Source organism: Allobosea sp. 47.2.35, from assembly GCF_024655635.1.
GTDB lineage: Bacteria > Pseudomonadota > Alphaproteobacteria > Rhizobiales > Beijerinckiaceae > Allobosea.
Genome location: NZ_JANLGI010000001.1, coordinates 422,531 through 447,343, shown reverse-complemented (window position 1 = coordinate 447,343; position 24,813 = coordinate 422,531). Strand labels below are relative to the sequence as shown.

Here is a 24,813-nt window from a genome sequence, read left to right as displayed (position 1 = left end):
CCTAGTACATACCCTAGTACATACCCTAGTACATACCCTAGTACATACCCTAGTACATACCCTAGTACATCATACAGCCTAGAATCTGATGATATTACGATAATCTACATCTAGCACAATAAGCCATAATGATTCGATTACAATAAATACACGATATCCGATTATCTCGTTTCTCTGCATCCAACCATCAAGCAGGCCTCGGCCACCTCCACGATGCGACCGATAGAGTATACCCTATCGGACATGTCGGCAGCGCTCGGATTAGATGTCCATAAGGGTTGACAGGAGTCAACGGACAGATATCTATACGGACACCACCCTTGTAGACATATACAGGTGTCCGTATGCAGACCGTTTTCTATGCCCGCGTATCAACATCCGATCAGACAATAGAGCATCAAGAGACGCAAGCACGGCAGGCGGGCTTCGCAATCGACAAGACCATTTCTGATGACGGCGTGTCGGGATTGGCCACTAAGCTGTCAGAGAGACCGGAAGGAAAGCGCCTCTATGATATCTTGAGACGGGGCGACGTGCTGTTAGTCCGATGGGTTGATCGCCTAGGACGAAACTACCGGGATGTATGCGACACCATCCGGACATTCATGGATCGGGGCATCGTGATCAAGACCGTCATCAATCGAATGACGTTCGATGGCGCAACGACCGATCCGATACAGCAAGCCGTCCGTGACGCACTGATCGCCTTCATGGCGGCTACGGCCTAGGCTCAAGCTGAAGCAACCAAGGAAGCTCAACGTGCTGGCATCGTGCATGCCAAACAGACAGACCGAAAATATCGAGGACGCAAACCTACATTTGATACAGAGAAGATATCTCTTGTTCAGGACATGATCGCCAATGGCGACGGAGCGTCGAAGATAGCGAGAGCGACCGGGCTTACACGTCAAACGGTGCTTAGAATAAAAGCCTTCCCGGAGAAGGTCATACAAGCTGCCGCGAGGTGGGAAGGCAAGGCCGAGACTTAAGCGGCCATTTGCCGGGCCTAGAGAGCCCGCCAGGGCGCATCGCTAGCCTTGCGCGCCCTACCTTGCGGGCAGTAACGCAGGAGCCTCGTAAGCCGCGTCAGCGACCTGCCTAAAACTGACTTAGGCCTTGCTCAGGCGCTAATCTAGCGAAGGCTCGGGACGGCCTCAGGCCTGCCGCTTAGCGTAATGATCTGTGTAAAGCTTCACCAGCGTCTCCACTGACACGCCATCTCGAAACGCTCGCCGAATGGGCTCGTCCTCCATTAGCTCAACGACATGGAACTCATCTTTTGACTTTCCATCTCGCAGTTTGAGGGCATCGACATACTGACGATAATAATCGGAAAAGTCCGATTCATTTTCACCAATGACTGCTGCTGTATTAGTCTTGTTGTCTGGAGCAGGCCTCACATGTTCTGCTGACGCTATCCCAGCACCTGCCACACGGCGATCGCGGTGCACTTGCACGATCCTGCTTGCAGTACCCGGCGACAACTGTGGCAGCATTCCTGCAAGATACGCATCTGCGATCATCGGAATCTGCTTGCCTCCATACACTCGCGCGACAGCCAGTTTCGCGGAACGAATGACGTCCGGCTCGACGTTCATGACATGCAAGACGGCGTGATTAGCCAACAGCTTATCAACGCCGCTTTCGATTAGATTCAGGTAGACGTATGCCCTAACAGTCTCCGCGCCTCTTCTCGTGTTATTCTTGAAGAACCAGACCGCGCCTATGATCAGCAACCCTATGATGATTATCGTCATTTGCCCCCCTCAATGAGCCAATAATCTGATTTTTGGATAATCTGATTTCCGGATTAGCCGCCTGTTGAACCTCGCGTCAACAGGCCAATGGTCAAATCAGTCCATTCAGAGCGCCAGAAGCTGATTGCGACGACGCTGGCCGAACAGCGGCGCGCTAAGGGCATCTCACAGGCTGAGCTTGCCAAAGCGTTCGGTCGCCACCAGCCGTTCATAGCGAACATCGAGAGCGGCGAACGGCGAGTTGACCTTGTGGAATTGCTCACGATTGCGGATGCCATCGAGTTAGATATTCATGCTCTCATTGAGCGGCTGCGGACCCTGCCTCGCTGAAATCCAGTTTGCCCAAGGCATCTGCGAGCTGCTGAAGCTTGTAACCCTGCTTGAAATAATTCTGTTGCGTCACGCCATCTTGAGCATGCCCGACAATCGCCTTCACCATCGGCTCCTCAACATCGGCCCGCATAAGCTGGGTCACGACCGTATGGCGGAGGCTGTGGAAGACTAGCTCCTTCCGCTTCAAGTCGAGCTTGGGAAGCAGCGTTTCGTTGAACCACCTCCCGAGATTGCGGCCCCAACCATTCTTCGAGCAGTATCGGAAATCGGGAAACAGCCTCTCGCTACCCTTGGCCTTCATTTCCTGCACAAACTGCAAAAGCCCCAATTCAATCAGCATAGGATGCATTGGGACCAAGCGCTTCGACGCCACGGCTTTGAGATGTTTGCCCTCATCATCGTCGTTGAGGTCGAAACACCAGATATCGTCCTGCTGGCGGATGTCTTTCAGGTGGAGCTGGGCAATCTCATTGAGCCGAGCCCCGGAGTAGATGCCGATCAACGACCCCCATTTCTGATAAGGCTTGCGTACGAACGCGTTTTCATTCCCGGTGACTGCATCGACGATTGAAGTGATCTGGCCGGCCGTGAAAGCCTTGCGCTGCCCGTCACCATCGCGCCTGCCCTGCCTGATCGTTAGCCCGGAGAACACGTTCTTTTCGACAAATCCGTTTCGGTTTGCCCACTCGAACATGTCGCTATAAGTCTGAAGGTATTTGTTGATCGTCGTAGCGTGGAGCGTGTCGACGCCTTTCAAACCAAGAACCTCTTCAAGGCTCTTGCCTCTGGTGATCGCGCTCTTGGCACGATTTTTCGGGTATGCGCTTAGAGTGTCTTTGACACGCTTGCCGGCCACAGGCCCGAGCGAACTAATATCTGTGTCAGCTCCGAGGATTTCCTTCAGGAGCTTGATATGGTCGGCTTTCTCAAGCTCCGTCTTTGCCACCCACTGCCGAGCAAGCTTCTTCTCGGCCTCGTAAGCCTCTCCCAACGCGGAAACGGTCATTATTGCCACCGGCTTTACGCCGATCCGCTCGCTATCTTTAGGAGCGGGGAGAGTGCCGACACCGAAAGCGTAGGTTTCAAAGTCGGCATCGTGCTTCAGCACCGCCTTGCAGTAGCTGCTGTAAGCGGCCCGTATTTCCTCTTGTAGCCAGCGATACGGCTCTGTTCCGGGTTCAATCGAAAGATTGTATTTCGCAATGAACCCAGAAATTTTCTCTGGTGTGGCCACAAATTCAAGCAGCTCAGGTCCAGTCTCTAAGGCCGACCTGTCCAGATCATTCAATCGACCCGACGCGGCGATCTGCTCTGCGTGCTTATCGAACAAGCCTTGAAAGTGCTTCCTGAGCACCTCGCGGATATCCTCATAACGCATACCCTGCTTTTCACCAGCTTCTATCAACCGCTCCGCCGACTGGCTGGCAGATCGCGAGATGCGGAGCGCCGCTTTAGGGTCTCGGGTCTTCAACGACATTCTCAGCGTGCTCGGCTTGTTCACCGGATGAAGCCGACGAGGAATCGGCCAACGGAGATAGAAGATGCCGCTTTTGGAACGCTGCAAATAGGCCGGATTGAACACCAGAATGCCCCACCAGAATGTCGCACCGGCGCAATCCTCTGGCTAAGGCATTGATCTGAAACGGAATGGTGGGCCGGGCCGGACTCGAACCGGCACCGGCGCTGTTATGAGCAGCGAGCTCTAACCATTGAGCTACCGGCCCGCTCCTCGCCTAGCATCGCCGCCACCCGGCAAGCAAGGCATAGGCGGCCGGAATCGAAAGGGCCTCCCGACAATGCCGGGAGGCCCTGTTTCGTTCACAAGAGGCGGATCGCCCTCTCAGGCTGCGGCAGCGTGCCTGCGCTCGCCATGCTCCTCGGCGGCATGGCCCTGCCGGAAGGTGAAGCGGCCGATATGTTCGGTCAGCGCTCTCGTCTGCTCGTCGGTCAGCGCGAGCGCGGCATTGGTCTCCTCGACCAGCGCGGCGTTCTGATGCGCCATCGTGCCGATGCCGTCGATCTCGGTGTTGATCGCCGAGACATCGCTCGCCTGGCTGCGGGCGGTCTGCGAGATGCCGTTCATCAGGCCGGTCAATTCGTTCACCGAGGAGACGATCGCGCCGAACATCGCCGAGGTCTCCTCGACCAGGCCGACACCGACCTTGACGTCGCCATGTGCGGCCTCGACCAGCTTCTTGACGTCGTTCGAGGCATCGGCCGAGCGCTTGGCCAGGCTGCGGACCTCGGTTGCGACCACCGCGAAGCCCTTGCCGGCATCGCCGGCGCGGGCCGCTTCCACCGCCGCATTGAGCGCCAGCAGGTTGGTCTGGAAGGCGATCTCGTCGATCATCGCGATGACCTCGGAGATCTTGCTCGAGGACTGGCGGATGCGCTGCATCGCTTCCAGAGCCGAGGCCACAACCTGTTCGCCCTGCTGGGCACGCGCCTCGGCGCCCTGCGCCATGCCGGTCGCCTGGGCTGCCTCGCTCGCGGTCTTCTTCACCGTGCCGGCAAAGGCGCCGAGCTGGTTGGTCGCCATCGAGACGGCGTTGCTCTCCTCGCTGGTGCGCTCGGCGAGATCGGTGACGCCGTCGAGAATCTCGCTCGTCGCGCTGCGGACGGCCGAAACCGTCTCGGCAAGGCGGGCGAGCGTGCTCTCGAACTCGTCGGCCAGCGCGTTGGTGCCGTCCTTGAGCTCGGCGAAGGCCCCCTGATACATCCCCTCGATCCGGGTCGAGAGATGACCGGCCGACAGCTCCGCCAGCACGTCGCAGGTCTCCAGCAGACCGGTCTGCACCGTCTCCAGCAGCGTGTTGACCGAACCGGCGAGCGCATTGAGCTCGGGATCGGCGAACTGCGCCGCGACGCGCTGGGTGAAATCGCCGGCCGCAGCGGCCGCGACGACGACGCCAAAGGCCTCGCCCAGCTCGCGCATCATCTCGCGGCGCTGCTCCTGCGCCCGCGCCTCGTCCTCGACCTTGGCGAGTTCGGCGGCGCGCAGCGCCACCGCGTTGTCGCGGAACAGCAGGACACTCTTCGAGATATCCGAGATCTCGTCATTGCCCTTGGTGTCGACCACCGTCTCCAGCGCGCCGTCGGCGATGGCCTTGGTCGCGGCCCAGAGCCGGTTGAGGCGGCCGACGATCATCGGGCGGACGAAGAAGAAGGAGAGCGCTAGCGCGACCAGCAGCGAGGCGATGCCGATCGCGGCCAGCGTCATTTCACTGCGCTCGATCACCGCCTTGGTCGAATCGCGACCGGCGATCGCGCCGCCGCGGGCCGAGGCCACGAGCTCGCCGACCTCGCGGCGAACCTTCTCCGCCGCCTGATCGAGATTCTTCAGGCCGGCGACGATCGCGGCCTGCGTCCCGAGATCGCGCTCGCGGATGGCGACGAGGCCACCGGCGCCTTCGCCGAGATCGGTCACGGCATTGACGGCCTGGCCGCGCGCCGGATTGGCCTGGAGCATGTCGGCGGCCATCACGAGGCCGCGAACCTGGCCAAGCTGCGCCTTGAGGCGCGACTTGGCATGCTCAAGCTTCTCGGTGCTGTCGACCTGGGAAATCTCGCGCAGCAGGCCGACGGTCTCGCTGATCTGGAGCTGAAGTGCCTGGGCGGTCTGGAGCGAGGACAGATCCTTGTCCAGCACCTTGGACAGCGCGGCATCGAATTCGGCGCCGGTGAGTTGGGCCGCGCTGGTGATGTTCATCTTGACGTTGAACTGCGCGTCGGACGTCTCGAAATCGGCCATGGCGCTGAAGCCGTCGCGGGCCTTGGACAGGGCGGTGAGCGCGGTCGCGGTGTCGGCGGCGTTGCGCAGCCGCTCTCCCGTCAGGTCGTTGATGTCGTTGATCTGGCGGGCCAGGTCGTCGATCGCCGATTGCGGCTTGGACTTGTCGACCTTGCCCTGCTCGGCGATGCGCCGCAGCAGCTCCAGCTGGCGCGCCTCGACCGTGTCGAGCTCGCCGGTCAGCGTCGCACGCTGCTGCAGCGTCGAGACCTCGCTGAAGCGCGCCGCGAGCGCGGTCGACTGCGTCGCCGCCTGCGAGAGTTCGAGCGCGAGCTCGACCACCGGCATCTTCTGGCCGACGAGATCGTCCACCGTCTGGTCGACGCTGTTATAGGAGAACCAGGCCACCGAGGACGAGACGATGGTCAGGGCCGTCATCACGCCGAGAGCGGCGTAGATCCGGGGCGCGATACCGATCCGCAACGGCTTGCCCTCACGCACGGGCTTGGCTTTCGTCATGAAGTCGTACTCCGGATTCACGCAACGCTGGAGAGGAGTTCGGAACAGGAAGAACCGCCTGCCCGGGCCTGGCCCGAGCCGGTGCGATCGTGCGGCGGACATGGGAATCCCCTCCCTCCCCCGGCGTGCAAGCCAGGCGGCAGGATCCGCATGCGGCATCGAAAGACCATGGAAGTCCCCTGGCCGGGGCGTATCCCCCGGTCTGGAGCGCAGCATCGTCCAAGTGCGCTTAAAGAACGCTTAAAAGTGGATTCTTTTGAATCACTCTCGCAGCAGAGAGATTCACCTGACGTTAGAGGAGGTTAAATCCCTTTAACCTTCAGGCTTCGGCACGGGCCGGGGCCGGCCCTCCTCGTCGATCGCGACGAAGGTGAAAGTGGCGTCGGTGACCTTCTCGTGCAGCGTAGTGCGGAAGCGCTTGGCCCAGGCCTCGACATGTATCTTCATCGAGGTCCGTCCGACGGATTCGATCTCAGTATAGACGCTGAGCACGTCGCCGACCTTGACCGGACGGAAGAAGGTCATCGCGTCGACCGCGATCGTGACGACGCGGCCCTGCGCCCGGTCGACGCCGGCAATGCCGCCAGCCTGGTCCATCCGCGACATCACCCAGCCGCCGAAGATGTCGCCATTGGCGTTGGTATCGCCCGGCATGGCGATCGTGCGCACGGTCAGCGTCCCGCGCGGGGCTTCCTCGGGTCCGTCAGCAGCAGGGCTCATGGGCGTCCTTCAGGCGAGCGGGGGAATCCGCTTCAGCGATGATGCTGACGCTGCGGCGGGCGCGCAAGCGGCTCTGCTTCCCAATCAGCCGCGCCGGCTCAGCCAGCGACCTGAAGCGGCGGCGTGGGCCGCTGCCGCGCCCGCAGCATCAGCCAGCAGACCACGCCGAGATTGACCAGGTTCCAGGCAAGCCCATTGAGGAAGGCCATCCGGTACGAGCTGAAATAATCGAAGATCAGGCCCGAGAGATAGCCGCCGAAGGCCATGCCGAGCACGGTCACCGACATCACCAGGCCGATGCGCACGCCCGCCTGCTTGGCCGGGAGATATTCGCGGATGACGACGGCGTACATCGGCACGATGCCGCCCTGGAACAGGCCGAAGATGCCGCTGACGACATAGAGCGACTGCAGGCCGTCGAACCAGAGATAGAGGAAGAGCGCGACGCCCTGCATCAGCGAGCCCAGCGCCAGCGTCGCCACGCCGCCGATCCGGTCCGCGACAAAGCCCGAGCCGATGCGGCTGACGATGCCGAGCAGCATCATCAGCGAGAGCATTTCGGCGCCGCGCGCCACGCCGTAGCCGAGATCGCCGCAATAGGCGACGATGTGGACCTGCGGCATCGCCATGGCGACGCAGCAGGCGAAGCCCGCGACGCAGAGCAAAAGCTGAAGCTGCCCGGCACTGAGGCCGAGATCGCCGCGCGCGCCCGCGCTGCTCGCCTCCGCCGCAGCCATCGTCGCGGCCGTGGGTTGACGCCGGAAGAACGGCGCGAGCGGCAGCAGCACGACCAGCGTGACGATGGCAATGCCGAAATGCGTGGCGCGCCAGCCATGGTTGGCCATGCCCCAGGTGATGACCTGCGGCCAGAACACCCCGGCGAGATAGCTGCCCGAGGCGCCGCAGACCACGGCGAGGCCACGGTGCTTGCGGAACCAGTGCGAGAGGTCCGAGATCAGCGGCGAGAAGCCGGCGGCGCTGCCCATCCCGATCAGGAGCCCGTGCGCCAGCGCGAACTGCCAGAGTGATTGCGACATCGCCGCAGCCGAGTAACCGGCCGCCAGCAGAAACGCACCCATCACGATCGGGACCATGATGCCGTAGCGATCCGCGACCCGGCCCATGATGATGTTGCCGGCGCCGAAGCCCAGCATGGCGAAGGTATAGGGCAGCGAGGCGCCGGCCCGCAGCGTGCCGAATTCGCCCTGCATCGCCGGCAGCACGACGACGACCGACCAGGAGCCGACGCAGGCGACCGTGCCGATCACCAGCGCGACGGCGAGCCTCAGCCAGGCATAGGACGAATCAGGTTGGTAACGGTCGGCGTCCTGGGACATGCTTCCTCGGCGGCCACGCATTCGTAGGTGGCTCTTCTCCGGGCAGCTTTAGCGACTGGAATCCGCCGGGCAAGCGCATGCGAGGCAGCCCTGCCGCGCGCCAGCGGCAGGAATCATTCCAAACCCGTGCACCGCCGCTTCAGCGGAAGACGCGATCGCCTTCCATGTCGACGATCTGCTGGCCTTTGATCAAGGTGAAGTCGGCGGCCTCGGCCTGCCCCGGAAAGCGGTCGGCCCGGATGAAGCGATGGCTCTTCGTCTCGCCATCGACGACCTTCTCGATGACGCCGCAAAGCTGGTACTGGCCGCCTTCCTGATAGGGCGTGGCATGGATGGTGAAGCCGTTATGCTCGATGCTCTTGACCGGGCCGGCGGGCTTGTCCTCGGCCGGCTTGCGGCCACCGAACAGCGATTTGAAGAAAGACATGGTGCCTCCGCATTGCTCGCGGCCTGATATAGGGCAGGAGCGGCTTCAAGGGGAGCGCTGTTTCGCTTGATCGGGAAGAGCCCATCGCCGGCTCCCCGCTTGAACGGCCCGTCGCCGCTCCCCACATTCATGGTGTTCAGGGCAGCCGCAAGGCTTCCCGATATCCTGCCGCCCGAGCGGCTGCCTCCGGACAGGGAGGTGGTCATGACACTCGGCAAATTCCTGATGATCGCGGGGCTGGCCGGCGCGACGCTCGCAGCACCTGCATTCGCCCAGCAGCCGTCGCCGCGCGGACCGCCTTGCGCCGACCGCAACCATGTCATCGGCCAGCTGCACGAGACCTTCGGCGAGCGCAGGATCGGCAGCGGGCTGGCGGAGAGCGGCGTCCTGTTCGAGCTTTATGTCGGACCGACCGGCAGCTGGACCCTTCTGGCCACGACTCCCGCCGGCCGGAGTTGCTTCGTCGGCGCGGGCGAAGCCTGGGAGCCCATGCCGGAGCCGGACCTGTTTGCGGCGCGGTAGGTGGCTTGGCAACCCCGCGCCGATTGGCTATGGAGCCGCCATCGGGCCTCGGTCCCGTTCGTAAGCGTCTCACGTCAGGCAACGCATCCAACCGGCATGAAGCCGTATCGGATGCATCCGAGCGGCCTGCACCTTGCGAAAGCCTGTCCATGACCAGCTCGACCTTCCCTCGCCTCCCCGCGCGTTATGCCGGCGTGGTGATGCCTTTCTTCCTGTCCATCCTGATGACCTTCGTCGTCTCCGGGATCTCGACCGTGAAGGCCCTCGGTTTCACAGCCGAATGCCTCCAGACCTGGCCCGGCGCCTGGGCCCTGTCCTGGCTCGTCGCCTTCCCGACGCTGCTGCTGGTCCTGCCGATCGTCCGGCGCCTCGTCGCGCTTGTGGTCGCGCCGCCGGCCTGACCTCTCAAGCGCAGAGGTGGAGGGCGACCTCGCGCCGATGCGGTCTCTGGCGGTGCTCGAACAGATAGATGCCCTGCCAGGTACCGAGCGCGAGGCGCCCGCCCATCACCGGAATCGAGAGCGAGACCGGGGTCAGCGCCGCCTTGATATGGGCTGGCATGTCGTCCGGTCCTTCGTCGCGATGAACGAGATAGGCCATCGCCGGATCATCCGCCGACGGCACGAGCCCGCGGAAGAATGCGTCGAGATCGCGGCGCACATCCGGGTCGGCATTCTCCTGGATCAAGAGCGAGCAGGAGGTGTGCCGCACGAACAGCGTCAGCAACCCGCTCGCCTCGCCACTGTCCCTGACGAAGGAGACGGCGCGGTCGGTGAACTCGTAGAGCCCCGGCCCGCGCGTCTCGACGCTCAGGATCGCCTGCCGCGCCATCAGCGCTCGGTCAGCGCGAGCTTGGCGCCGAGCGCGACGAAGGCGGCGGCGAAGCTGCGGCGCAGCCAGGCCATCACCGCCGGGCGGCTGATGACCTTGTCGCGCATCGCCGCGGCGAAGAGTCCGTAGAGCGCGAAGACGATGAAGGTCATCGCCATGAACACGCCGGAGAGCTCCAGCATGCGCGCGCCCGGGCTTGCCTCATCGGCCGCTATGAATTGCGGCAGGAAGGCGACGAAGAAGATCGAGAGCTTGGGGTTGAGCAGGTTGAGCGCGAGCCCGTCGCGCAGCACCAGCCAGGCCGAGCGCGCATCCGCCTTGGTCTCGACCTTGAGCGCGCCATGCTCCCGGAGCGTCTGCCAAGCCATGTAGAGCAGATAGGCGACGCCGGCATATTTCACGATGGCGAAGGCGAGCGCGCTGGCATGCAGCAGCGCCGCGATCCCCATCATCGCCGCGATCAGATGCGGCACGATCCCGATCGTGCAGGCGAAGGCGGCGAGCACGCTCGCCCGCGAGCCGCGCGTCAGGCCAGCGGCGATGGTGTAGATCGCGCCGGTGCCCGGTGACGCGACGATGATCAGCGAGGTCAGCAGGAATTCAGGCGACATCAGGAACTCAAGCCTTCGAAGATGCCGCCGATGACGGTGACAACCGCCTCGCCGGTCGCTACCGCGACGGTTCCTACGCCCTGAACCACGGCCCCGGCCACATCGATCGTGACGGTCCCCGCGATATCGAGGGCGCCGCCGATGATGTCGGCCGTGGCGGAGCCCGTTTCCTGTTTCGGCTCGTTCTGGGCTTGTGCCTGGAGCGCCGCCTGGGCAGCCTCGATCTCTTCGGGCGTTGGGATACCGGTCATCTGCTCTCCTCCGACGGAAGCGCCGATCTTCGCGGCGACCTTAGCAGAACTGTGGCAGGATCGGGCAGTTGGCAAAGATGGCTATCGCGCCTGCCAGAAATGGAGCTGCCCGGTGTGGTTGTTGCCGCACAACCAGTCGTCCTGCGCGACGATCTTGGAGCCGTCGAACAGGTCCCAGTGGTCACCGGTGGTCCGCTCCATGAACAGGAACGACCATTTCTTGTCTCCCGCCGTCTGGTAGCAGTTTTCCAGGTAGAGCACGCCCTTGCGACCGAGCACCTTGGGCGTGACCTCCCGGCAGACGCCCTCGATATCGGGCTTGCCATAGGCGCGCCGGATGCGCGGCAGCAGCTCCGCGGCCCGGATGAAGAGCATCTGGCTGAGCCCCCGCAGCGGCTCCCGCGAACCGCGGGGAACCCCGGATTGCGGCCCGCCCGGCAGCGCCCGCGCGCCCCGGAAAGATGTTCCGAGCTCATCGTTCATGATGGCTTCGATCGTCACATCGTCCCCGGAGGGCGTGATGCGCATCGTATAGCCCATGCAGATGGCGCAGCGATTGAAGGTATCGCCGACCGCGCTCTTCGCCCAGGGGCGAACCGTGGCGTAGCGGTCGGCAAGGGAGTCATAGGTAAAGGGGAGCATGGGCGAACTCCTGGAGCGGAAGGCGGGGATCCCGAAGATCGACCACATGTCCGCAATGATCGAGCGGCGGCAGACTGGCCAGCCACCGCTGCGCGGGCATCCTACGTTCGCAGGAGGCTCATCCGGCAAGCCACGGCAAGGCCCGCCAAAAGAAAAAGCCCGCCTCCGCAGCGCGGAAACGGGCTTTGTTCTTGGTCGGCAGGAAGCCGCCTGACGTCAGTTGTCGAGGAAGCTCCGCAGCTTCCGGCTCCGGCTCGGATGCTTCAGCTTGCGCAGCGCCTTCGCCTCGATCTGGCGGATGCGCTCGCGGGTGACGCTGAACTGCTGGCCGACCTCTTCGAGCGTGTGGTCGGTGTTCATGCCGATGCCGAAGCGCATGCGCAGCACGCGCTCCTCGCGCGGGGTGAGCGAGGCCAGCACACGGGTCGTCGTCTCACGCAGATTGCTCTGGATCGCGGCGTCGATCGGCAGGATCGCGTTCTTGTCCTCGATGAAGTCGCCGAGATGCGAATCTTCCTCGTCGCCGATCGGGGTTTCCAGCGAGATCGGCTCCTTGGCGATCTTCAGAACCTTTCGCACCTTCTCCAGCGGCATGGCCAGCTTCTCGGCCAGCTCCTCCGGGGTCGGCTCGCGGCCGATCTCGTGCAGCATCTGGCGCGAGGTCCGCACGATCTTGTTGATCGTCTCGATCATGTGGACAGGGATGCGGATCGTGCGGGCCTGGTCGGCGATCGAGCGGGTGATCGCCTGCCGGATCCACCAGGTCGCATAGGTCGAGAACTTGTAGCCACGGCGGTACTCGAACTTGTCGACCGCCTTCATCAGGCCGATATTGCCTTCCTGGATCAGGTCGAGGAACTGCAGGCCGCGGTTCGTGTACTTCTTGGCGATCGAGATCACGAGACGCAGGTTCGCCTCGATCATCTCCTTCTTGGCCTGCCGGGCCTCGCGCTCGCCCTTCTGGACCATCAGCACGATCTTGCGGAATTCCTGGATCTCCAGGCCGGTCTCGGAGGCGAGCGTGTGCACCTCCTCGCGCAATTGCTTGATCCGCTCCAGCTCCGCCGCGACGAACTCCTTCCAGCCGCGCGAGCCGAGCTTCGAGACGCGCAGGACCCATTTCGGATCGAGCTCGCCGCCGACATGCTGCTTGAGGAAGTCGTCGCGCGCCACGCCATAGCTCTCGGCGAGGCGCAGCAGGCGCGTCTCATGGCCGATCAGGCGCTTGTTGATGTCGTAGAGCTGCTCGACCAGCGCCTCGATGCGGTTGTTGTTGAGCGAGAGCGACTTCACCGCGGTGATGATGTCGTCCTTGAGCTTCTTGTACTTGCGATCCTGCGACGGCGAGAGCTTGGTATTCTCCAGCCGGTTGGCGATGTCCTGGTCCTGCAGGCGGCGCAGCTTCTTGTAGTCGTCGGCGATGGCGTTGAAGGTTTCGAGCACGCGCGGCTTCAGCTCGGCCTCCATGGCCGAGAGCGACACGTTGTTCTCCATGTCGTCGTCGTCCATGTCCGGCGGGGTCTCGCCCTCCGGGGTCTCGGCCTGCTCGCCCTCCTCGGCCTCCTCTTCGCCGGGAACAGTGGGGTTCTTGCCGTCGGGGCCGGCATAGGTCGCTTCAAGATCGATGATGTCGCGCAGCAGCACCTTGCCGTCGACGAGCTCGTCACGCCAGATGATGATGGCCTGGAAGGTCAGCGGGCTCTCGCAGAGGCCCGCGATCATCGCCTCGCGGCCGGCCTCGATGCGCTTGGCGATCGCGATCTCGCCCTCGCGCGAGAGCAGCTCGACCGAGCCCATCTCGCGCAGATACATGCGCACGGGATCGTCGGTGCGCTCGGTCGGCTCCAGATTGCGCTTGGTCTCGACCGGCAGGGTCTGGCGCGAGGCGTCGACCATGTCGCCGCCCTCGGGCTCTTCCTCGTCGGCGCCGCCATCCTTGCGGTTGGCGCGTTCCTCGCCGGCCGCTTCCGGGTCCTCGTTGTCGACGACGTTGATGCCCTGCTCGCTGAGCTGGCCGAGCACATCCTCAATCTGCTCCGAGGAGAACTCCTCGGACGGCAGCACTTCGTTCAGTTCGTCATAGGTGACATAGCCGCGCTTCTTCGCGAGCTTGATCATCCGCCTTACGGCCTGATCGGTCAGGTCGAGCAACGGGCCGTCGGTAGTCGGGGGGGCATCCGGCGCGACCTGATCGGTCTTTTCCCGTTCGCTCGCTTTAGTCGCCATCAATCAGCGCTCCGCACTCGCGCCGGCTCTGGCCGAGACAGCCATATACCGACGCATAAAAGGGCGGCGCGACCGCAGGCCCGGCGCGCTCACCCACCCAAATCCAGTTGCAGATGGCACCAGACGTCGTTGACGAATCGTGAACCACCCCACAGCTTGCGCGCACAAGACCCGCGTCCACCACTCGCTGGGCGATCAATCCTCGGACATGGCCTCGGTGCCTTCGATCGTCTCGAGGCGGGCCTTCACGTCCTTGATCCAGGCGAAATTGGCTTCGGTCGCGTCGTCAGCCAAGGCGCGCTCGGCTGCTCTCAACTCGCTATTTAGCGTCCGCGCGCGATGATGCAAGACGATGGCCTGATGAATCGAGTCAAAAACCGATTCAGGATCAGCATCTTGCGCGAGCTTGCGCCGCTCGGCCGGCCCGGTGACGGCCATGAGATGGCCCTGCGCTTCCCTGACGCGCGGCTGCGCCAGCCGATTCGCCAGCGTCTCCCGGTCGAGCGTGTCCTCGACGGCATCGAGCAGAGCCTGCCGGAAGCGCTCGGCCGCCGGCCCGTCCAGGGACAGCTCCGCGATCTCGTCGGCGCAGCGCATGAGCAGGTCGGGATGGCTCGCCAGCGCCAGCAGGATGAAGGCCTCGCGCTGGTCCTCGCCGCGCAGTTTCGCCACGAGACGCGATTGCGTCAGCGCGCTCGAAGCCTTGAGCGGCCCGGCGAGCCATGGCGGCACCTGCCGGCCGAACCCGCCGCGCTGGGGCGCCCCACCCCGGCCGCGCTGGAAGTTTCCGCCTCCGCCGCCGCGTTCCGGCCGCGCCGGGGCGGCACTGGCGAAGAGCTGCGCCAGCCGCTCGTCCATCTCGCGGCGGTAATGCTTGCGCGTGGTCTCGTCGCGGATCTGCCCGAGCGGCTCCTTCAGGCGCCGCTCGAAGGCCGCACGGCGCTCCGGCGTATCGAGCGGGCCGGCCTCGACCTCGCGCTGCCAGAGCATGTCGACCAGCGGGCGCGCCGCCGCGACCACCTCGGCGATCGCCTGCCGGCCACCGGAGCGGGCGAGGTCATCCGGGTCCTGCCCATCCGGGAGCAGCGCGAAGGACAGCGACTTACCAGGCTCCAGCAGCGGCAGCGCGATATCGATCGCCCGGCTCGCGGCCTTGCGGCCGGCCTTGTCGCCATCGAGGCAGATCACCGGCTCGTCCGCCATGCGCCAGAGCAGGCCCAGCTGGTCCTCGGTCAGGGCCGTGCCGAGCGGCGCCACACTCTGCGGAAAGCCAGAGAGCGACATGGCGATGACGTCGACATAGCCCTCGACCACCACGACCTGCCCGGTGTCATGCGCGGCCTTGCGGGCATTGTGGTGGTTGAACAGCAGATGGCCCTTGTGAAAGAGCGGTGTCTCCGGCGAATTCAGGTATTTCGCCGCGACCTCCGAGCTCATCGCCCGCCCGCCGAAGGCGATGACCCGTCCGCGGGAATCATGGATCGGGAACATCACCCGGTCGCGGAAGCGGTCATAGGGCACGGCGATCTCCTCGCCATGCACCAGCAGCCCCGCTTCCATCATCAATTCGGCCGGAACGCCCTTCCCCGCCAGATGGTCACGCAAGGCAAAACGATCCGCCGGTCCGTAGCCCAGCCGGAAGCGCGTGCGCGCCTCGCCGTCGAGCCCGCGCGTCGCTAGATAGCGCCGGGCTCCGCCACCGCGATCGCCCATCAGCTCGGCCTCGAAGAACTGCGCCGCGAGCTCCACGACCTCGTGCAGCCCCTTGCGCTTCTCCTCCTGGACCTGCGCCTCCGCCGTGATCTTCGGCAGGATGACGCCGGCCTCGGCCGCGAGCTTCTCGACCGCCTCCGGGAAGGAGAGCCCCTCGGTCTCCATCACGAATTTGAAGATGTCGCCATTCTTGCCCGACGAGAAATCGAAGAACGAGGCCTTCTGGTCGTTGACGAAGAATGAGGCCGTCTTCTCGGCATTGAAGGGCGAGAGCCCCTTCCACTCGCGCCCGGCCTTCTGCAGGCGCACGCGCTTGCCCACGACCGCCGAGACAGGCAGCCGCGCCTTGATCTCCTCAAGGACGGAGGGCGGGAATTTCATGGCTCTTGATGTGGCCCCTATGCGCAGGAAAGCCAACCTCGAATACGCCTGCGACAAGGCTTGTCGGCAATATCCACAAGCGGAGACATCCAAGCAGGCTCGTCATTCTCGGGCGGCGAGAAGCGCCGACCCGAGAATCTCAGGACGAGAAGACACTGGTTTCGGAGATGCTCGGGTCAAGCCCGAGCATGACGGCCCAGGCCTTCCAGCCCTACCGAACTCAGCCGCCGAGCGCGGCCTTCACCATCGGGCTGACCTTGCCGAAATCCATCTGGCCGGCATAGGCCGCCCGCAGCACGCCGATGACCTTGCCCATGTCCTTGACGGCGGTCGCGCCGGTGTCAGTCACGGCCTTGTCGATCGCAGCCTTCACCTCGTCATCCGACATCTGCTTCGGCAGATAGGACGAGATCACCGCGACCTCGACGCGCTCGCCTTCGGCAAGCTCCGGGCGGTTATTGGCGTCGTAGATCGCGATCGATTCCTGGCGCTGCTTGATCATCTTCTGGAGCACGCCGAGGATCTCGTCGGAGGTCGCCTCGCCCTTGCCGGCGCCGCGGGCCTCGATGTCCTTTTCCTTCAGCGCGGCGCTGATCAGGCGGATCGCCGCGACCTTCGCCTTCTCGCCGGCCTTCATCGCTTCCTTCATGTCGGCCGTGAAGCGCTCGCGCAGGCTGGTCATCGTCATTGTCCTTTTCTCTTGCTCTTTTGTCCTGTGCGGCCTGCGCCAGCTTCGATTGACGGGCAGCGCCCGGCTCTTTAAGGCTCGCGTTCCAGACCGGCGGAGTGGATTGCCGCAGCCCCGCCCCCGCATTTTTCCGCTCAAGCGGACTGGACCGAGACATAGACATGACCGCTCCCGAAGGAAACCCCGCCGCAGGCGGCTGGACCGAACCGCGCGCGACCGCGCTCCTCGTCTTGGCTGATGGCACGGTGCTGGAAGGCTTCGGCCTCGGTGCCATCGGCGAGGCGCCGGGCGAAGTCTGCTTCAACACGGCGATGACCGGCTATCAGGAAATCCTGACCGACCCGTCCTATGCCGGGCAGATCATCACCTTCACCTTCCCGCATGTCGGCAATGTCGGCGTGAACGAGGAGGACACGGAGACGGTGAACGCCGCCGCCTCCTCCGGCGTGCGCGGCTGCGTGCTCCATGCCGCGATCACCGAGCCATCGAACTGGCGCGCGAACCGGCATTTCGATGCCTGGCTCAAGGCCCGCAACATCGTCGGCATCTGCGGCGTCGATACCCGCGCGCTCACCGCGCTGATCCGCGACAACGGCATGCCGAACGCGATCCTCGCCCATAGCCCGGACGGCGTCTTCGACATCGAGCGCCTCAAGAAGCAGGCGGCCGGGCTGCCCTCCATGGCCGGGCTCGACCTCGTCCCGCTGGTCACCGCCGCGCAGCGCTATGACTGGGACGAGACGCCCTGGGTCTGGCCGGCCGGCTACGGCAAGCGCGAGAGCAACAATTTCAAGGTCGTCGCGATCGATTACGGCGTGAAGCGCAACATCCTGCGCTTGCTCGCCAAGGCCGGCTGCGACGTCACCGTCGTGCCCTCGACTGCGACTGCCGCCGACATCCTCTCGCTCAATCCGGACGGCATCTTCCTCTCCAATGGCCCGGGCGACCCCGCCGCGACCGGCGAGTACGCCGTGCCGGTGATCAAGGAGTTGCTCGACAAGAAGGTCCCGACCTTCGGCATCTGCCTGGGCCACCAGATGATGGCGCTCGCCATCGGCGGCCAGACCCTGAAGATGAAGCAGGGGCATCACGGCGCGAACCATCCGGTGCAGGACAAGACCACCGGCAAGGTCGAGATCGTCTCGATGAACCACGGCTTCGCGGTCGATCCGGCGAGCCTGCCGGCGAATGCGGTCGAGACCCATGTCTCGCTCTTCGACGGCTCGAACAGCGGCATCGCGCTCACCGACCGCCCGGCCTTCAGCGTCCAGCACCACCCGGAAGCCTCGCCCGGCCCGCAGGACAGCCACTATCTCTTCAACCGCTTCACCGAGCTGATGGCGGCCGAGAAGGCGAAGAAGGCGGCCTGAGGGCTGCCGAAGGAGACGGGCATGATCCACCAGTTGCGCATCTACGAGATCTTCGAGCGCAACAAGGCGGCCTTCCATGCCCGCTTCCGCGACCATGCCGCGCGGATCATGGCCCGCCATGGCTTCCGCATCGTCGCCATGTGGGAGACCGCGAGCGCCGGGCGCACCGAATTCGCCTATATCCTCGCCTGGCCCGATGCCGAGACCAAGGCGAAGGCCTGGGCGAGCTTCATGGCCGATCCCGAATGGATCGAGGTCAAGCGCGTGACCTCGCTGGAGCATGGCAGCCTCGTCGGCGCGATCGAGGATCGCGTGATGACGCCGACCGCCTATTCGCCGGCTCTCGATTGACAACGAGGTCGCTGCGCGGTTTAAGCAGCGCATGATCAGCCTGATGGCCCTCCACCGCAGCTATTACGCCCCGTCCTCATAGAGGCGGTGGCATTCCCATGTTCAACCGCCGCGCTGGCGGTTGAATTCAGGCAGATCACCCGGCATCGCGGCTCCCACCGGACCAGAGCGATGTCTTCAAAAATCAGAACCATCTCTACCATCGGCATCATGGGCTTCGGCGCCTTCGGGCGCCTGATGGCCCGCCATCTACAGCCGCATTTCGCGCTACGCGTCTGCGATTCCGCCAACGCGCCCGCAGCCGACGCGAGCGGCAAGGGATTGCGGCCGGCGACCGCTGCCGAAGTCGCCGCTTGCGACCTCGTCATCCTCGCGGTACCCGTCCCGGCGATCCCCGAGGCGATCGCGGCCTTGCGTCCGCATCTCAGGGCTGGCGCGATCGTGCTCGATGTCGGTTCGGTCAAGATCGGCCCGGCCCGCGCCATGCAGGCCGCACTCCCGGATGACGTCGAGATCATCGGCACGCATCCGCTTTTCGGCCCGCAGAGCGCCCGCAACGGGCTCGCCGGCCTCAAGATCGCGCTCTGCCCGATCAGAGGCGGCAGCACGCCGCGCATCGCCGCCTTCCTGCGCCATGTCCTCAAACTGAAGGTGATCATCACCACGGCTGACGCCCATGACCGCGAGGTCGCGATGGTTCAGGGCCTGACCCATCTCATCGCCAAGATCCTGGTCAGGATGGAGCCGCTGCCCCGCACGATGACCACGGCGAGCTTCGATCTGCTGATGCAGGCGACCGAAATGGTGCGCTACGACGCGCCGAACGTCTTCATGGCGATCGAGCGCGCCAACCCGCATGCCAAGGCGGTCCGCGATCGCTTCTTCGCGCTGGCCGAGGAGATGCGGCTGTTTCTGGAGCACGGCCATGCCGAAGCGGCGCCACCTCCCGCCCTGCCTCACAAGGTCGCAGAGGTCGCGCAGGCCTAGCCTTCGCACCCCGCGCCAACGAGAATACCGAAAACGCGAATGTTCCTGCGATGACCGACAATCCACTGATCTATCCGGGCGCCGCCCATCCCGACCTGCGCGAGCCGATGATCGCGGAGCTCGTCCGCACCTTCTATGCGCGGGCCCGGGAGGACAAGCTGATCGGGCCAGTCTTCGCCGCCGCCGTCGAGGATTGGGACCACCATATCGGCAAGATCACCGATTTCTGGAGCGGCGTGATGCTGCGCACCGGCCGCTACGATGGCCGCCCGATGCGCCCGCATCTGATCCTCCCGCTTGAGGGCAAGCATTTCGACCGCTGGCTCGACCTGTTCGAGATCACCGCGCATGAGGTCTGCCCGCCCGATATCGCACAGGCCTTCATCGTCAGGGCGCGACGCATCGCCGACAGTTTCGAGATGGCCCGGGCCAGCCAGCGTGGCGAATTCGCGGCGCCGCGGCACAGCTTGCGCTGATCAGGCCGCTCGGGCTTCCCGGCTGAGAAAGGCCGCGATCTCCCCGCGATCGGCTCCCGCTTCCCGCGCGATCCGCTCGGCCAGCGCTGCTGCCGAAGGCCTGAGCGCGCCCAGCGGCCGGTCGAGCCAGTAGGAAACGGGGTTCAGCGCCTCGCGCTCATCCCCGCGAACGATCCGACCCGCCGCCAGTTGCTCGCGTGCCAGCGGCGGACGCGCCAGCGCGATGCCGAGACCATGCGCGGCGGCATCCAGCACGAGATTGTAATCCTCGAAGCGTCGATCCTGCGGGCGGGGCCGATAGTCGAGCCCCTGCGCCGCAAACCACGCCTTCCAGCCGGCGGCGTCTGAGTCATGGATCAGGGGCTGCGCGAGCAGACGCTCCGGCGCGCCCTCACCGATCGCCTCGGCGAGCTGCGGCGAGGCGATCGGGAAGCACCATTCCTCGAACAGCTTGAGCGAAAGCCGGTCCGGCGCGCCGCCGCGCCCGCAACGAATGCCGAGATCGACGCCCTCTTCCTCGAAATCCACCTTGCGATGCTCGACCTGCAGCACGATCCGCAGCGAGGGCGTCCCGGCCTCAAGCACGGTCAATCGCGGCATCAGCCAGAGTGCACAGACGGAGGGCGGCGCGCTGACCCGGACCACCGAAGCGCCCCGCACTTCGCGCCAGCGCTCGGAATTGTCGGCGATCAGCGCGAAGGCCTCCTGCGTGCGCTGGAGCAGGCGCTGCCCTTCCGGCGTCAGCGAGACGCCGCGCGCCTGCCGCAGGAAGACGCGCAGGCCCAGCCAATGCTCGAGCTTGGCAATCTGACGGCTCACCGCCCCATGGGTCAGGTTCAGCGCCTCCGCTGCCGAGGAGAAGCTGCCGGTGCGCGCGGCCGCCTCGAAGGCGCGCAAGGTATCGAGCGGCGGCAGGTTCGAGCTGTGATCCATTCTCACAGCTCATGCGCGAATTGTTCGTTTGTCAATCAGCTCGCCGAGGCGCTTATCGGGAGCAACTTCTTCCCATCGAAGGAACGACATCATGTCCTCCTCAAGCTGCACCTCTCCCGCCCTCGCCTCAGGCGCCCAGCGCCTCGACCCGACGCTGGTCTTCACCGTGACCTTCACGGTCATGGCCTGGGCGTCCTCCTTCCCGGCAATCCGCGCCGGGCTCGCCGGCTTCGGCCCGGCCGAGATGGCAGCGCTGCGTTTCGCACTGGCCGGCGGCCCGGCCGCGCTCTTCCTCATCGCGACGAGGGCTAAGCTGCCCGAATTCGGCGATATCTGGCGCTTCCTCGTCGGCGGCGTGATCTTCATCGCGGGCTACGCCCTGCTCTTGAATTTCGGCCAGCGCGTCGTGCCGGCGGGGCCGGCCGCCTTCATCATCAACACTAACCCGATCATGACCGCCGTACTCGCCATGATGATCCTCGGCGAGCGCTTCAGCCTCACCGCCTGGCTCGGCACAGCTTTGTCCTTCGCCGGCATCGGCGTGATCGCGCTCGGCAAGGGGCTCGATGTCGAGATCGGCATCAGCGTGCTGCTGATCCTCGGCGCCGCCTTCTGCAACGCCATCACCACCGTGCTGCAGAAGCCGCTCTTCGCCCGCTACAAGCCGCTCCATGTCGCCGCCTGGAACATGGCGATCGGCGGCTTCGTGCTCTTGCCCTTCCTGCCGTCGGCGATCGAGCAGGCGCAGGTCGCTCCCGCCATCTCGTTCTGGTCGGTGGTCTATCTCGCGGCGGTGCCGAGCCTGATCGCCTACGGCACCTGGGCGATCACGCTCTCGCGCCTGCCGGCCGCCCGCGCTTCGAATTTCCAGTACGCCGTGCCGCCGATGGCCATGCTGATCGGCTTCCTCTGGCTCGGCGAAATCCCCACCGTCTTCGGCCTGATCGGTGGCGCCATGGCGCTCGCCGGCGTGGTCGTCGTCAACCTCAAGCGGTGATCAGAACCCCCTCGCCTCCAGCGCCTTCTCGTCATCCGCGATGTAGTCGCGGATGACGGGGACAGCGCTCCTGTGCTGGCCAAGCAGGAGCTGGAACACCATGTCGCCGCCAATATCGAAGGAGATCGAGCAGGCGCAGAGGTAGAATTCCCACATCCGCGCGAAGCGCTCGCCCATCATGGCGACGACCTCGGCGCGCTTCGCCATGAAGCGCTCGCGCCAGGCCTCCAGCGTCCAGTGATAGTGCCGGCGCCAGAACTCGCAGTCTGAGGCCCAGAGACCGGTCTGTTCCTGCGCCGCGAATACCTCCGACAAAGCCGGCGCATAGCCGCCTGGAAAGATGTACTTGTCGAAGAACGGCCCGGTGAAGCCAGGCGGCCCGACGCGGCCGATGCAATGGACCAGCGCGATCCCGTCCGGCGTCAGCAGGTCTCGGATCTTCTCGAAATACTCGCCGTAATGCGCGACGCCGACATGCTCCATCATGCCGACGGAGACGATGCGATCGAATTTGCCCCCGAGTTCGCGATAGTCCTTGTTGATGAAGGTCACGGCATCGCCGACGCCGGCCGCTTCCGCACGCTTCTGCGCAGCAGCCATCTGGTCCGGCGAAACGTTGAGCCCGGTCACCTGCGCCCCGCAGGCCTTCGCGAGATAGATCGCAAGCTCCCCCCAGCCCGAGCCGATATCGAGCACGCTCATGCCGGGCTCGATCTTCAGCTTGGCGGCGATGTGGCGGAGCTTCGCCTTCTGCGCATTCTCCAGCCCGACCTCCGGCGTATGCCAGTAGGCACAGGAATAGGTCATCGTCTCGTCGAGCCAGAGCCGGTAGAACTCGGTCGGGATGTCGTAGTGATGCTTGACCTTCTTTCCGGCAACGCCGATGGGGTTGTGCATCCGCCAGCGCCGGATCTTGAAACGGACCTTGCGGATCGCTTGCTGCAGCGGGTCCTTGCGCATCTCGCGGCGCTGCAGCCAGAACAGCGTCAGCAGGTCGTGGATCGTGCCTTCCTCGAAGTCGATCCGCCCATCCATGTAGCCTTCGGCGAGGGCGAGCTCGGGGTTGAGGAAGAGCTCGCGCTCGATGCGGTTGTCATGGAAGCGAACGGTGACGGCCGGCGCCGTCTTGGTAACGCCCGCGAAGAGCAGCTCCGCCGGCCCGGAACCGAAGACATGCCGCTTGCCATCCGGCGTGATGACCGTCAGGCGGCCGTGGCGGATGAACCGCTTGAGCAATCGCGGCAGCAGCAGCATGGGCGCTCCTCGTCTCGATTCGCCAACTAAAGCGGAAACCCGGCAGCCTCGAAACCCCCGAAGGTTGCGGAGCCACCCGGCTTGCGCGTAGTCATCGAGAGATTTCTGCAACCCGAGGGTCGACCAAACACATGTCCTGGCGCGATTTCTGGAATGGCGAGCATTCGATCTACGTCTCGCCGCGCCACAAGGCCCTGCATTATCGCGCCATCGCGACCGACCTGATCGGCCATATCCCGGCAGCCGACGCCGTCGTCCTCGACCATGGCTGTGGCGAGGCGCTTGACGCCGCCCGCGTTGCCGCCGCCTGCGGCAAGCTCTATCTCTGCGAAGCCGCTCCAACCGTGCGCGACAAGCTGCGCGCCCAGTTCGGCCGCAAGGAGAACATCGTCGTGGTTTCGCCGGAGGAGGTCGAGGCCCTGCCGTTGGCCTCCCTCGATCTCGTCGTCGCCAACTCGCTGCTGCAATACCTTTCGCGCGACGAATTGAAGGCCCTGCTGGAGACCTGGCGCGACCGCTTGAAACCCGGCGGCGCGCTGGTCCTCGCCGATGTCATCCCGCCCGATGTCAGCCCGCTGACCGACGCCTCGCAATTGCTCGCCTTCGCCTGGCGCGGCGGCTTCTTCTTGGCTGCGCTCGGCGGCCTCGTCCGCACCGCCTTCTCCGACTATCGCAAGCTCCGGGCACAATACGGTCTTTCCACCTATACGGCCGAGGCGATCACGGCCCTGATCCGCGAGGCCGGCTTCGCCGATGTGCAGCGACCGAAGAATTTCGGGCACAATCCGCACCGCATGACCTTCGAGGCCATCAAGGCCGCAGCATAGACGAAAGTAGAATACAGGCTGGCAATCCGGCGTTTTGGCGTCGAAATTCCCTAACGGAAGTTCGTCATACGCCTTGATTTGACGCTTCAGGTATGGCTTTGACCGCGGCTTGCCCCGCGAGATTTCCGTGCAGGACCAGTTCACCTGTCCCTATTGCGAAGCTGCGCTCAACCGAGGCGTGCTCTCCTGCCGCAGCTGCGGCAGGGATCTCACGCCCGTGCTGCCGCTGTTGCGCCGCCTTGATGCGCTGGAAGAGCGCCTCGCCGCCGCCGAGAAGCGCGCCGAGGAGGATCGCGCCGCGCTCGCCGCAGCCCGGACGGCCGAGCCGGTCAGGACCGCCGCCTTCGCGCGCGTAGAAGAAGCGCCACGGGAGCCGGCACACGCCCCCCTCGGACTCGCCCGTCGGCGCTTCTGGGTGCTGCCCTTCGGCCTCGTCCTGCTGCTGCTTGCCTATTGCGCGGTGATCCTCTGGCTCGACCTGCCGCTCTGGACCTTGCGCCTCGCCTCGATCGCGATCCCGTTCTTCACCGGCCTGATCTATTTCGGCATCCGCCCGCGCCTGATCGCCTTCGATATCGGCGTCGCCATCGCCTTCGCGATTTTTTCCGTCGCGACCATGAACGCGTTGCTGGGTTGGCACGACAACATACCGCTCCTTCCGCAAGGGTCGGTGGCCTGGCGCGAGACCTCGTTCTACGCGCTGAGCATCGGCGCCTCCATGTTCTCGGGGATGTTGCTGCGCGTGACGCAGGCTGCGCTCACCGCGCGTGGCCTCGTCTCGCTGCCGGAACTGCGGAAGGGGCTGCAAGCCGTCCACGGCAAGGTGCCGATGGAGACGCTGAAGACCATTGAAACCACCATCCTGATGGCCGGCACCGCCGTTTCGGCAATCGCCGGCCTCATCGCTGCAATCCTTGGAGTGAAATAGGA

26 protein-coding genes, 1 tRNA gene and 1 pseudogene are annotated in these 24,813 nt (G+C 64.6%); 12 read left to right on the top strand and 16 right to left on the bottom strand.

From position 1 onward, the window contains the following. Window positions 1–344 precede the first annotated feature (344 nt). A pseudogene (locus tag NUV79_RS02310) lies at window positions 345–989 on the top strand (recombinase family protein). Window positions 990–1,154: 165 nt separating this feature from the next. Here the strand turns inward: NUV79_RS02310 and NUV79_RS02305 are convergent. Continuing rightward, window positions 1,155–1,757: a hypothetical protein gene (locus NUV79_RS02305; protein WP_257731453.1), complete on the bottom strand. Its 603-nt coding sequence runs from the start codon at window positions 1,755–1,757 to the stop codon at window positions 1,155–1,157. A gap of 87 nt (window positions 1,758–1,844) precedes the next feature. On the opposite strand from NUV79_RS02305, the gene NUV79_RS02300 reads away from it, so the two are divergent. Continuing rightward, the gene (locus tag NUV79_RS02300; RefSeq protein WP_257731452.1) at window positions 1,845–2,087 is read left to right on the top strand and encodes a helix-turn-helix domain-containing protein; all 243 of its coding nucleotides are present in this window, start codon (window positions 1,845–1,847) and stop codon (window positions 2,085–2,087) included. Here NUV79_RS02300 and NUV79_RS02295 read toward each other — a convergent pair. The 6 genes from NUV79_RS02295 to NUV79_RS02270 form a co-directional block, all read right to left on the bottom strand. Beyond that, complete coding sequence (locus NUV79_RS02295) at window positions 2,056–3,672, bottom strand: site-specific integrase (RefSeq protein ID WP_257731451.1); 1,617 nt, start codon at window positions 3,670–3,672, stop codon at window positions 2,056–2,058. The two genes, NUV79_RS02300 and NUV79_RS02295, sit on opposite strands and share 32 nt — an antisense overlap. A 66-nt stretch (window positions 3,673–3,738) precedes the next feature. After that, window positions 3,739–3,814: transfer RNA gene (locus tag NUV79_RS02290), tRNA-Ile, on the bottom strand. Window positions 3,815–3,930: 116 nt separating this feature from the next. Beyond that, window positions 3,931–6,339 carry a methyl-accepting chemotaxis protein gene (locus NUV79_RS02285; RefSeq protein WP_257731450.1) on the bottom strand — a complete coding sequence of 803 codons (2,409 nt, stop codon included), beginning with the start codon at window positions 6,337–6,339 and terminating at the stop codon, window positions 3,931–3,933. A gap of 312 nt (window positions 6,340–6,651) precedes the next feature. Then, window positions 6,652–7,059: an acyl-CoA thioesterase gene (locus NUV79_RS02280; RefSeq protein WP_257731449.1), complete on the bottom strand. Its 408-nt coding sequence runs from the start codon at window positions 7,057–7,059 to the stop codon at window positions 6,652–6,654. Between the two features lie 98 nt (window positions 7,060–7,157). Beyond that, window positions 7,158–8,396: an MFS transporter gene (locus NUV79_RS02275; protein WP_257731448.1), complete on the bottom strand. Its 1,239-nt coding sequence runs from the start codon at window positions 8,394–8,396 to the stop codon at window positions 7,158–7,160. A gap of 139 nt (window positions 8,397–8,535) precedes the next feature. Continuing rightward, window positions 8,536–8,823: an HlyU family transcriptional regulator gene (locus NUV79_RS02270; protein WP_257731447.1), complete on the bottom strand. Its 288-nt coding sequence runs from the start codon at window positions 8,821–8,823 to the stop codon at window positions 8,536–8,538. Between the two features lie 204 nt (window positions 8,824–9,027). On the opposite strand from NUV79_RS02270, the gene NUV79_RS02265 reads away from it, so the two are divergent. Then, on the top strand, window positions 9,028–9,345 hold the full coding sequence (locus NUV79_RS02265; protein WP_257731446.1) for a hypothetical protein: 318 nt from the start codon (window positions 9,028–9,030) through the stop codon (window positions 9,343–9,345). A gap of 149 nt (window positions 9,346–9,494) precedes the next feature. Beyond that, window positions 9,495–9,746 (top strand): DUF2798 domain-containing protein, encoded by a 252-nt coding sequence (locus NUV79_RS02260; protein WP_257731445.1) that lies wholly within the window; start codon window positions 9,495–9,497, stop codon window positions 9,744–9,746. Window positions 9,747–9,750: 4 nt separating this feature from the next. Here NUV79_RS02260 and NUV79_RS02255 read toward each other — a convergent pair whose 3' ends face one another. The 4 genes from NUV79_RS02255 to NUV79_RS02240 form a co-directional block, all read right to left on the bottom strand. Next, window positions 9,751–10,176: a secondary thiamine-phosphate synthase enzyme YjbQ gene (locus NUV79_RS02255; RefSeq protein ID WP_257731444.1), complete on the bottom strand. Its 426-nt coding sequence runs from the start codon at window positions 10,174–10,176 to the stop codon at window positions 9,751–9,753. Next, entirely contained in the window at window positions 10,176–10,787 is a 612-nt protein-coding gene (locus tag NUV79_RS02250) for a LysE family translocator (RefSeq protein WP_257731443.1), read from the bottom strand. Before NUV79_RS02250 ends, NUV79_RS02255 begins: the two co-directional genes overlap by 1 nt. Next, complete coding sequence (locus NUV79_RS02245; protein WP_257731442.1) at window positions 10,787–11,038, bottom strand: hypothetical protein; 252 nt, start codon at window positions 11,036–11,038, stop codon at window positions 10,787–10,789. The genes NUV79_RS02250 and NUV79_RS02245 overlap by 1 nt, the downstream gene beginning before the upstream one ends. Before the next feature lie 81 nt (window positions 11,039–11,119). Continuing rightward, complete coding sequence (locus tag NUV79_RS02240; RefSeq protein ID WP_257731441.1) at window positions 11,120–11,680, bottom strand: hypothetical protein; 561 nt, start codon at window positions 11,678–11,680, stop codon at window positions 11,120–11,122. On the opposite strand from NUV79_RS02240, the gene NUV79_RS02235 reads away from it, so the two are divergent. Then, entirely contained in the window at window positions 11,679–11,894 is a 216-nt protein-coding gene (locus NUV79_RS02235; protein WP_257731440.1) for a hypothetical protein, read from the top strand. The two genes, NUV79_RS02240 and NUV79_RS02235, sit on opposite strands and share 2 nt — an antisense overlap. 2 nt (window positions 11,895–11,896) lie before the next feature. On the opposite strand, the gene rpoD is transcribed toward NUV79_RS02235, so the two are convergent. The 3 genes from rpoD to NUV79_RS02220 all read right to left on the bottom strand — a co-directional run bounded on the left by rpoD (window position 11,897) and on the right by NUV79_RS02220 (window position 16,688). Beyond that, window positions 11,897–13,906 carry an RNA polymerase sigma factor RpoD gene (gene rpoD / locus NUV79_RS02230; RefSeq protein ID WP_257731439.1) on the bottom strand — a complete coding sequence of 670 codons (2,010 nt, stop codon included), beginning with the start codon at window positions 13,904–13,906 and terminating at the stop codon, window positions 11,897–11,899. Window positions 13,907–14,101: 195 nt separating this feature from the next. Beyond that, entirely contained in the window at window positions 14,102–16,000 is a 1,899-nt protein-coding gene (gene dnaG, locus NUV79_RS02225; RefSeq protein ID WP_257731438.1) for a DNA primase, read from the bottom strand. Between the two features lie 220 nt (window positions 16,001–16,220). Further along, window positions 16,221–16,688: a GatB/YqeY domain-containing protein gene (locus tag NUV79_RS02220; RefSeq protein WP_257731437.1), complete on the bottom strand. Its 468-nt coding sequence runs from the start codon at window positions 16,686–16,688 to the stop codon at window positions 16,221–16,223. Window positions 16,689–16,849: 161 nt separating this feature from the next. Here NUV79_RS02220 and carA point away from each other — a divergent pair, with 161 nt between their 5' ends. From carA to NUV79_RS02200, 4 genes are all read left to right on the top strand, one after another. After that, the gene (carA, locus tag NUV79_RS02215; protein WP_257731436.1) at window positions 16,850–18,058 is read left to right on the top strand and encodes a glutamine-hydrolyzing carbamoyl-phosphate synthase small subunit; all 1,209 of its coding nucleotides are present in this window, start codon (window positions 16,850–16,852) and stop codon (window positions 18,056–18,058) included. Window positions 18,059–18,079: 21 nt separating this feature from the next. Then, window positions 18,080–18,409, top strand: a complete 330-nt coding sequence (locus NUV79_RS02210) for an NIPSNAP family protein (RefSeq protein WP_257731435.1) — start codon at window positions 18,080–18,082, stop codon at window positions 18,407–18,409. A 171-nt stretch (window positions 18,410–18,580) separates the two neighbouring features. Beyond that, complete coding sequence (locus NUV79_RS02205; RefSeq protein ID WP_257731434.1) at window positions 18,581–19,396, top strand: prephenate dehydrogenase; 816 nt, start codon at window positions 18,581–18,583, stop codon at window positions 19,394–19,396. Window positions 19,397–19,446: 50 nt separating this feature from the next. Beyond that, entirely contained in the window at window positions 19,447–19,872 is a 426-nt protein-coding gene (locus tag NUV79_RS02200) for a group III truncated hemoglobin (protein WP_257731433.1), read from the top strand. Here the strand turns inward: NUV79_RS02200 and NUV79_RS02195 are convergent, their stop codons facing one another. Then, the gene (locus NUV79_RS02195) at window positions 19,873–20,805 is read right to left on the bottom strand and encodes a LysR family transcriptional regulator (RefSeq protein WP_257731432.1); all 933 of its coding nucleotides are present in this window, start codon (window positions 20,803–20,805) and stop codon (window positions 19,873–19,875) included. Between the two features lie 91 nt (window positions 20,806–20,896). Between NUV79_RS02195 and NUV79_RS02190 the strand changes: the two genes are divergently transcribed. Next, window positions 20,897–21,802, top strand: a complete 906-nt coding sequence (locus NUV79_RS02190; RefSeq protein WP_257731431.1) for a DMT family transporter — start codon at window positions 20,897–20,899, stop codon at window positions 21,800–21,802. Here NUV79_RS02190 and NUV79_RS02185 read toward each other — a convergent pair whose 3' ends face one another. Next, a complete protein-coding gene (locus NUV79_RS02185) occupies window positions 21,803–23,056 on the bottom strand; it encodes an SAM-dependent methyltransferase (protein WP_257731430.1) in 1,254 nt (417 codons plus the stop codon). It lies immediately after the preceding gene. A 131-nt stretch (window positions 23,057–23,187) separates the two neighbouring features. On the opposite strand from NUV79_RS02185, the gene NUV79_RS02180 reads away from it, so the two are divergent. Then, the gene (locus NUV79_RS02180) at window positions 23,188–23,883 is read left to right on the top strand and encodes a class I SAM-dependent methyltransferase (protein ID WP_257731429.1); all 696 of its coding nucleotides are present in this window, start codon (window positions 23,188–23,190) and stop codon (window positions 23,881–23,883) included. A gap of 127 nt (window positions 23,884–24,010) precedes the next feature. Next, entirely contained in the window at window positions 24,011–24,811 is an 801-nt protein-coding gene (locus tag NUV79_RS02175; protein WP_257731428.1) for a hypothetical protein, read from the top strand. Window positions 24,812–24,813: the final 2 nt, after the last annotated feature.

Coding starts and splice junctions, on each gene's coding strand:
- NUV79_RS02235 (WP_257731440.1), top strand. CDS start 11,679: ATGGGCGAACTCCTGGAGCGGAAGGCGGGGATCCCGAAGATCGACCAC.
- NUV79_RS02250 (WP_257731443.1), bottom strand. CDS start 10,787: ATGTCGCCTGAATTCCTGCTGACCTCGCTGATCATCGTCGCGTCACCG.
- NUV79_RS02265 (WP_257731446.1), top strand. CDS start 9,028: ATGACACTCGGCAAATTCCTGATGATCGCGGGGCTGGCCGGCGCGACG.
- NUV79_RS02240 (WP_257731441.1), bottom strand. CDS start 11,680: ATGCTCCCCTTTACCTATGACTCCCTTGCCGACCGCTACGCCACGGTT.
- NUV79_RS02195 (WP_257731432.1), bottom strand. CDS start 20,805: ATGGATCACAGCTCGAACCTGCCGCCGCTCGATACCTTGCGCGCCTTC.
- NUV79_RS02185 (WP_257731430.1), bottom strand. CDS start 23,056: ATGCTGCTGCTGCCGCGATTGCTCAAGCGGTTCATCCGCCACGGCCGC.
- NUV79_RS02280 (WP_257731449.1), bottom strand. CDS start 7,059: ATGAGCCCTGCTGCTGACGGACCCGAGGAAGCCCCGCGCGGGACGCTG.
- NUV79_RS02275 (WP_257731448.1), bottom strand. CDS start 8,396: ATGTCCCAGGACGCCGACCGTTACCAACCTGATTCGTCCTATGCCTGG.
- NUV79_RS02255 (WP_257731444.1), bottom strand. CDS start 10,176: ATGGCGCGGCAGGCGATCCTGAGCGTCGAGACGCGCGGGCCGGGGCTC.
- NUV79_RS02210 (WP_257731435.1), top strand. CDS start 18,080: ATGATCCACCAGTTGCGCATCTACGAGATCTTCGAGCGCAACAAGGCG.
- NUV79_RS02200 (WP_257731433.1), top strand. CDS start 19,447: ATGACCGACAATCCACTGATCTATCCGGGCGCCGCCCATCCCGACCTG.
- NUV79_RS02220 (WP_257731437.1), bottom strand. CDS start 16,688: ATGACGATGACCAGCCTGCGCGAGCGCTTCACGGCCGACATGAAGGAA.
- NUV79_RS02300 (WP_257731452.1), top strand. CDS start 1,845: ATGGTCAAATCAGTCCATTCAGAGCGCCAGAAGCTGATTGCGACGACG.
- NUV79_RS02270 (WP_257731447.1), bottom strand. CDS start 8,823: ATGTCTTTCTTCAAATCGCTGTTCGGTGGCCGCAAGCCGGCCGAGGAC.
- dnaG (WP_257731438.1), bottom strand. CDS start 16,000: ATGAAATTCCCGCCCTCCGTCCTTGAGGAGATCAAGGCGCGGCTGCCT.
- rpoD (WP_257731439.1), bottom strand. CDS start 13,906: ATGGCGACTAAAGCGAGCGAACGGGAAAAGACCGATCAGGTCGCGCCG.
- NUV79_RS02205 (WP_257731434.1), top strand. CDS start 18,581: ATGTCTTCAAAAATCAGAACCATCTCTACCATCGGCATCATGGGCTTC.
- NUV79_RS02245 (WP_257731442.1), bottom strand. CDS start 11,038: ATGACCGGTATCCCAACGCCCGAAGAGATCGAGGCTGCCCAGGCGGCG.
- carA (WP_257731436.1), top strand. CDS start 16,850: ATGACCGCTCCCGAAGGAAACCCCGCCGCAGGCGGCTGGACCGAACCG.
- NUV79_RS02285 (WP_257731450.1), bottom strand. CDS start 6,339: ATGACGAAAGCCAAGCCCGTGCGTGAGGGCAAGCCGTTGCGGATCGGT.
- NUV79_RS02260 (WP_257731445.1), top strand. CDS start 9,495: ATGACCAGCTCGACCTTCCCTCGCCTCCCCGCGCGTTATGCCGGCGTG.
- NUV79_RS02190 (WP_257731431.1), top strand. CDS start 20,897: ATGTCCTCCTCAAGCTGCACCTCTCCCGCCCTCGCCTCAGGCGCCCAG.
- NUV79_RS02305 (WP_257731453.1), bottom strand. CDS start 1,757: ATGACGATAATCATCATAGGGTTGCTGATCATAGGCGCGGTCTGGTTC.
- NUV79_RS02180 (WP_257731429.1), top strand. CDS start 23,188: ATGTCCTGGCGCGATTTCTGGAATGGCGAGCATTCGATCTACGTCTCG.